This window comes from Dethiosulfatibacter sp., assembly GCF_983023055.1.
The window spans coordinates 1-4,597 of the sequence record NZ_CEZJXU010000192.1 but is presented as its reverse complement, the minus strand read 5'-3'; the positions used below and the strand labels follow the sequence as shown (position 1 = coordinate 4,597).

At 38.0% G+C, this 4,597-nt stretch carries 4 protein-coding genes; 3 read left to right on the top strand and 1 reads right to left on the bottom strand.

Annotation, left to right across the window (positions count from 1 at the left end):
- Positions 1-279: 279 nt before the first annotated feature.
- The gene (locus AC3AX0_RS07770) at positions 280-1,755 is read left to right on the top strand and encodes a Na+/H+ antiporter NhaC family protein (RefSeq protein WP_487549735.1); all 1,476 of its coding nucleotides are present in this window, start codon (positions 280-282) and stop codon (positions 1,753-1,755) included.
- A gap of 217 nt (positions 1,756-1,972) precedes the next feature.
- A complete protein-coding gene (locus tag AC3AX0_RS07765; protein WP_487549734.1) occupies positions 1,973-3,367 on the top strand; it encodes a sigma-54 interaction domain-containing protein in 1,395 nt (464 codons plus the stop codon).
- Here the strand turns inward: AC3AX0_RS07765 and AC3AX0_RS07760 are convergent.
- Positions 3,348-3,695 carry a diacylglycerol kinase family protein gene (locus AC3AX0_RS07760; protein WP_487549733.1) on the bottom strand — a complete coding sequence of 116 codons (348 nt, stop codon included), beginning with the start codon at positions 3,693-3,695 and terminating at the stop codon, positions 3,348-3,350. The two genes, AC3AX0_RS07765 and AC3AX0_RS07760, sit on opposite strands and share 20 nt — an antisense overlap.
- Before the next feature lie 405 nt (positions 3,696-4,100).
- On the opposite strand from AC3AX0_RS07760, the gene AC3AX0_RS07755 reads away from it, so the two are divergent.
- A partial coding sequence (locus tag AC3AX0_RS07755) for a 2-dehydropantoate 2-reductase N-terminal domain-containing protein (protein ID WP_487549732.1) occupies positions 4,101-4,597 on the top strand: 497 nt, incomplete at its 3' end.

The following is a 4,597-nucleotide window of genomic DNA, read 5'->3' as shown; positions in this document are numbered from 1 at the left end:
TTTCCTATTTATTCACTAAAAAAACAATAAGAAAAAAAAGAATTAAGTAATAAAAGTTTTGGGATGATATTTCAAACCTTCGTGAAACTTGATTTTTTTTTGCAAAAGGTGTATAATTACCTAGTGTTCATTCTTTAAAAAACCAAAAAACAAAAGAGAAACAAGAAAGGGGCGACAATTATGGATTATGGTTGGTTAGCAGTTTTACCACCAGTAGTAGCGATTATTTTATGTTTCGTGACAAAACGAGTTCTAATTTCGTTGTTTGCAGGTATTTTTATGGGAGCGCTTATCATTTCAGGATTTAATCCTCTGGCAGCAGCTGGATATTCTCTTGAGACTATAGTGGCTCAGGTTACAGATGATTGGAATGCAAGACTTTTAATATTCAACCTTCTAATGGGTGCGGGAATTGCATACATTTGGAGACTGAATGGTAGTAAGGCTTTGACAGACTGGGCTAGAACAAAAATCAAGACAAAAAAAGGCGCATCGGTTGGAGCATGGCTTTTAGGAATTATAGTATTTTTTAACGACTACTGTAATGCGGCAATAGTAGGTAATGTATTCAGAGACATTTCTGAAGAGCACAAGCTTTCTTCAGAAAAGCTTTCTTACATACTTGACTCTACAGCTGCACCAGTAGCAACATTTTTTATTTCTGACTGGATTGCATTCCAGATAGGTATGATTGGTTCGGGAATGGAAGTTGCTGGAATAACAACTGATCAGATAACTCCATTTGCGGCATATGTAAGCGGTATACCTTTAAACCTTTACTGCATCTTCGCAGTAATCTTCGTTGGTATAGTATCAATTTCAAAAAGAGATTTCGGACCTATGCTAAAGGCTGAAACCAGAGCAATGGAAGAAGGAAAAATAAGCAGAGACGGCGCAAGTCCGATGATGGATGTAGGTACAGAGTTGGGAGAGCCTGTAAAAGGTGCAGTTCCTAGAATAAGTACTTTCTTCATTCCAATAATCGCTCTTGTAGCAGTAACTCTTGTGGGATTCTATTCTACAGGACTTTCTGATGAAACTCGGGGACAAGGCCTAATGGCGATTCTTGGTAACGCAGACGCTGCAACGGCACTTCTTTGGGGAGCATTCTCAATGACTTTTGCAGGTATAGTAATGGCTCTTGGAACAAGAACAATGAGCATTAAGCAGACTATGGACAGCCTTATAGATGGTATGAAGCTTATGCTTCTTGCGTGTGTTATTCTAGTTCTTGCCTGGTCTCTTGGTTCGATCACAGGAGATATGGACCTTGCCGGATTCATAGTTACACTTCTTGGAGATTCCTTGACATTTGGTATGATACCAATAGTAATATTCCTCTTTGGTATGGGAATATCATTTGCTACTGGAACATCGTGGGGAACAATGACAATACTTACTCCTATAGCAATACCACTTACATACAAGGTAACTGGAGATTATCAAACTGCAGTTATGATGGCTGGAGTAGTATTCTCAGGAGCAATATTTGGAGACCACTGTTCACCAATATCGGATACAACAGTTCTTGCATCAATATTCGCAGGGGCAGACCATATAGACCACGTAGCTACACAAATACCATATGCGCTACTAGCAGCAGGAACAGCGCTTATAATGTATGTACTTTACGGGTTCATGGGAATTTCGCCAATAATACTTATACCTCTTGGTGTAGTATTGATGATAGGGGTATTGTTTGTAATAGGTAAGAAAGTGGATGAAACATTAGGTATCAATGAAAAAGCAAACTAAAAAACATAGTATTTAGATAAAACACAATAAAAATTTAATTTTGTTTTCTTTTGGCCGGCTTTCGCAAGCCGGTTTTTGGTTGCAAAAATTTTCCACGAAGGAGGAAATGGGTCTCTTGCAAAAGAAAATATTTTGCGCAAAATATTTTGCTTTAAAAATGCAAGTGGGGTATAATTATGACAGAGAAGTATAAAATTGCAAGAAGGTGGATGATACTGTGAACAGACTCAAGATATATGAAGAGATACTCTCAAGGCTTGAAGAGGGTGTACATGTAGTGGACAGTGAAGGAAAGACGTTGATTTACAACGAGGCCATGGCTTCCATAGAGGGAATGACTGCGGAAGATGTATTGGAAGAGAACCTTCTTAAGATTCTTCCTGCTCTTGGATATGAAAGTACCCATATGGAGGTTCTTAAAAGTGGAGAGGCAATAGAGTCAAAATATCAGGAATACATATCAAAGAAGGGTAAGAAGATTGCAGCTGTCAACTCCACCTATCCAATAAAGGAAAATGGCAAAATAGTTGGAAGTGTTGAAATCTCAAAGGATATAACCTTTATGAGGAACATGTCCAACAGAATGATAGATCTTTATTCGGAAGTGGCAGATAAAAAGATTGGTACCTTCTCCTTTGAGGATATTATAGGCAAGTCAAAAGCCATGCAAAATATAATCAAAGAATGCAAGCAGATTGCAAAATCATCTTCAAATGTTCTTATTATTGGAGAGTCTGGTACAGGCAAGGAGATGTTTGCTCAAAGCATTCATAATTCAAGCCTCAGAAGGGACAAGCCTTTCATTGCGGAGAACTGCGCTGCAATACCTGAAAACCTTCTTGAGAGCATACTTTTTGGCACCACAAAGGGAAGCTTTACTGGAGCGGAAAACAAGGATGGTCTCTTCAAGCAGGCCGACGGAGGAACTCTCATGCTTGACGAGATAAACTCCATGCCTTTGTCACTTCAGGCAAAGATACTAAGAGTGCTAGAAACAGGCTCCTTCAGACCCATTGGTTCAAACAAGGAACACCATGTGGATGTGAGGATAATAGCAGTTACAAACAAAGATCCCCTTGAACTTGTCGGCGAGGGAAAATTCAGAGAAGACCTTTTTTACAGGCTAAGTGTAATAAATATAAGGGTTCCCAACCTTCAGGAAAGAAAAATAGACATACCTGTCATTGCTGATTTCTACGTGGAATACTATGAAAATGCTCTTCACAAGAAGATATCGGGGATTTCAGAAGAGGTTCTTAAATTTTTTAATAAATATGACTGGCCAGGTAATGTAAGGGAGCTAAAACATATAATAGAAGGTGCAGCAAGTATGATAAACAGCGGTGATGAAATAAAACTCATTCACCTTCCTTATTATATAAAGAACAAGTTAAATGTTGAAATGGGAGAAATGGAAGAGAATTATATTAAATCCAGCATCAGAGCTTTGAATGAAGGGATAAAATCCCTGGAGGAGGTTCTGGGGGAGGTTGAAAAGGATATAATTACAAGCCTTCTTGATGAAAATAGTGGAAATATAACAAAAACCTCTGAGATTCTTGGAATCAAGAGGCAGGGGCTTCAGTACAAGCTTAAAAAATATAAGGTATAAATATAATAAGGCCTATTACAACAGACATTATTGAAGCGATGAGAACGGCTCCGGCTGCTGTATCCTTAACCTTTGCTGCTTCTGGGTTGTATTCTTTGGTTACGAAATCCATAAGAGTCTCTATTGAAGTGTTTATTATCTCCAATATGAGAACCAGCGACGAGGTAAGTATCAATGCAGTCCATTGAAGTTGGGTGATTTTGAATATAAAGCCCATTAACACTGCGAGTGCAAGAAAAACAAGCTGAATTCTGAAGTTTGGCTGTGTATGTATGGCGTATCTTATGCCGTTGCAGGCAAACCTGAATGAATTTAAAAGTCTTCTCATAACACCTTCCTTAAATTATGTAGTGAAATTTTAAATAAAGTAGCTACGCTACAAGATAATCATAAACCCTCTATAGAAAAAAGTCAAAAAGCAAAATATTTTGCGTGTTTTACAGCAAAATATTTTGCTTTTATTTTGTTTGCAGGATTGCAAAAAAATCCTGCGGGCTGAAACTGTTGAAAATAAAGGGTTTTTAAATAAACAAAATCCACATAAAGTTGGCACGCTTTATGCACTATATCTTGGCAACTAAGGAAAGCAGCAATGCTGCGCTATTCGCGTAAGCGGATATTCAAAGGGCACAGGAAAGTCTACCTTTAAACATATCTACATGCTTAAAGTGGATATGAATATAATTGACTTTGCTTGCTAGAAAATAAAAAATTTATTCTGGGAGGAACACAAATGGAAAACGTGAAAATAGCAATATGGGGATTCGGTGCAATGGGAAGCGGTATGGCAAGAATGCTTGCTACTAAAAAAGGTGTTGAAGTAGTAGGTGTTTGTGACATGCATCCTGACAGAGTTGGAAAGAACATGTATGAAGTACTTGAAGTAGAGCAGGCGGGAAGACCGGACGCTATGATCAAGGACAAGATTGAAGATGTAGTATATAAAGGAAGTTGTGATCTTTGTCTTATAGCTACAGATTCTTTTACTAAGAAAGCATTCCCTAAGATTAAATATGTACTTGAGCAAAAAATCAATGTAATATCAACTGCAGAAGAAATGGCATATCCACAGGCACAGGAGCCTGAGTTAGCAAAAGAAATAGATAGAATAGCTTTGGAAAACGGAGTATCAGTACTGGGAACAGGAATCAACCCAGGACTAATCATGGACCTTTTGGTAGTTTGCTTGACTGGTTGCATGACCAATGTTGATAGTCTTGAAGCAAAGAG

Bases quoted from the DNA above. Each gene is read 5' to 3' on its own strand.
- AC3AX0_RS07760 (WP_487549733.1), bottom strand. From the start codon at position 3,695: ATGAGAAGACTTTTAAATTCATTCAGGTTTGCCTGCAACGGCATAAGA.
- AC3AX0_RS07770 (WP_487549735.1), top strand. From the start codon at position 280: ATGGGAGCGCTTATCATTTCAGGATTTAATCCTCTGGCAGCAGCTGGA.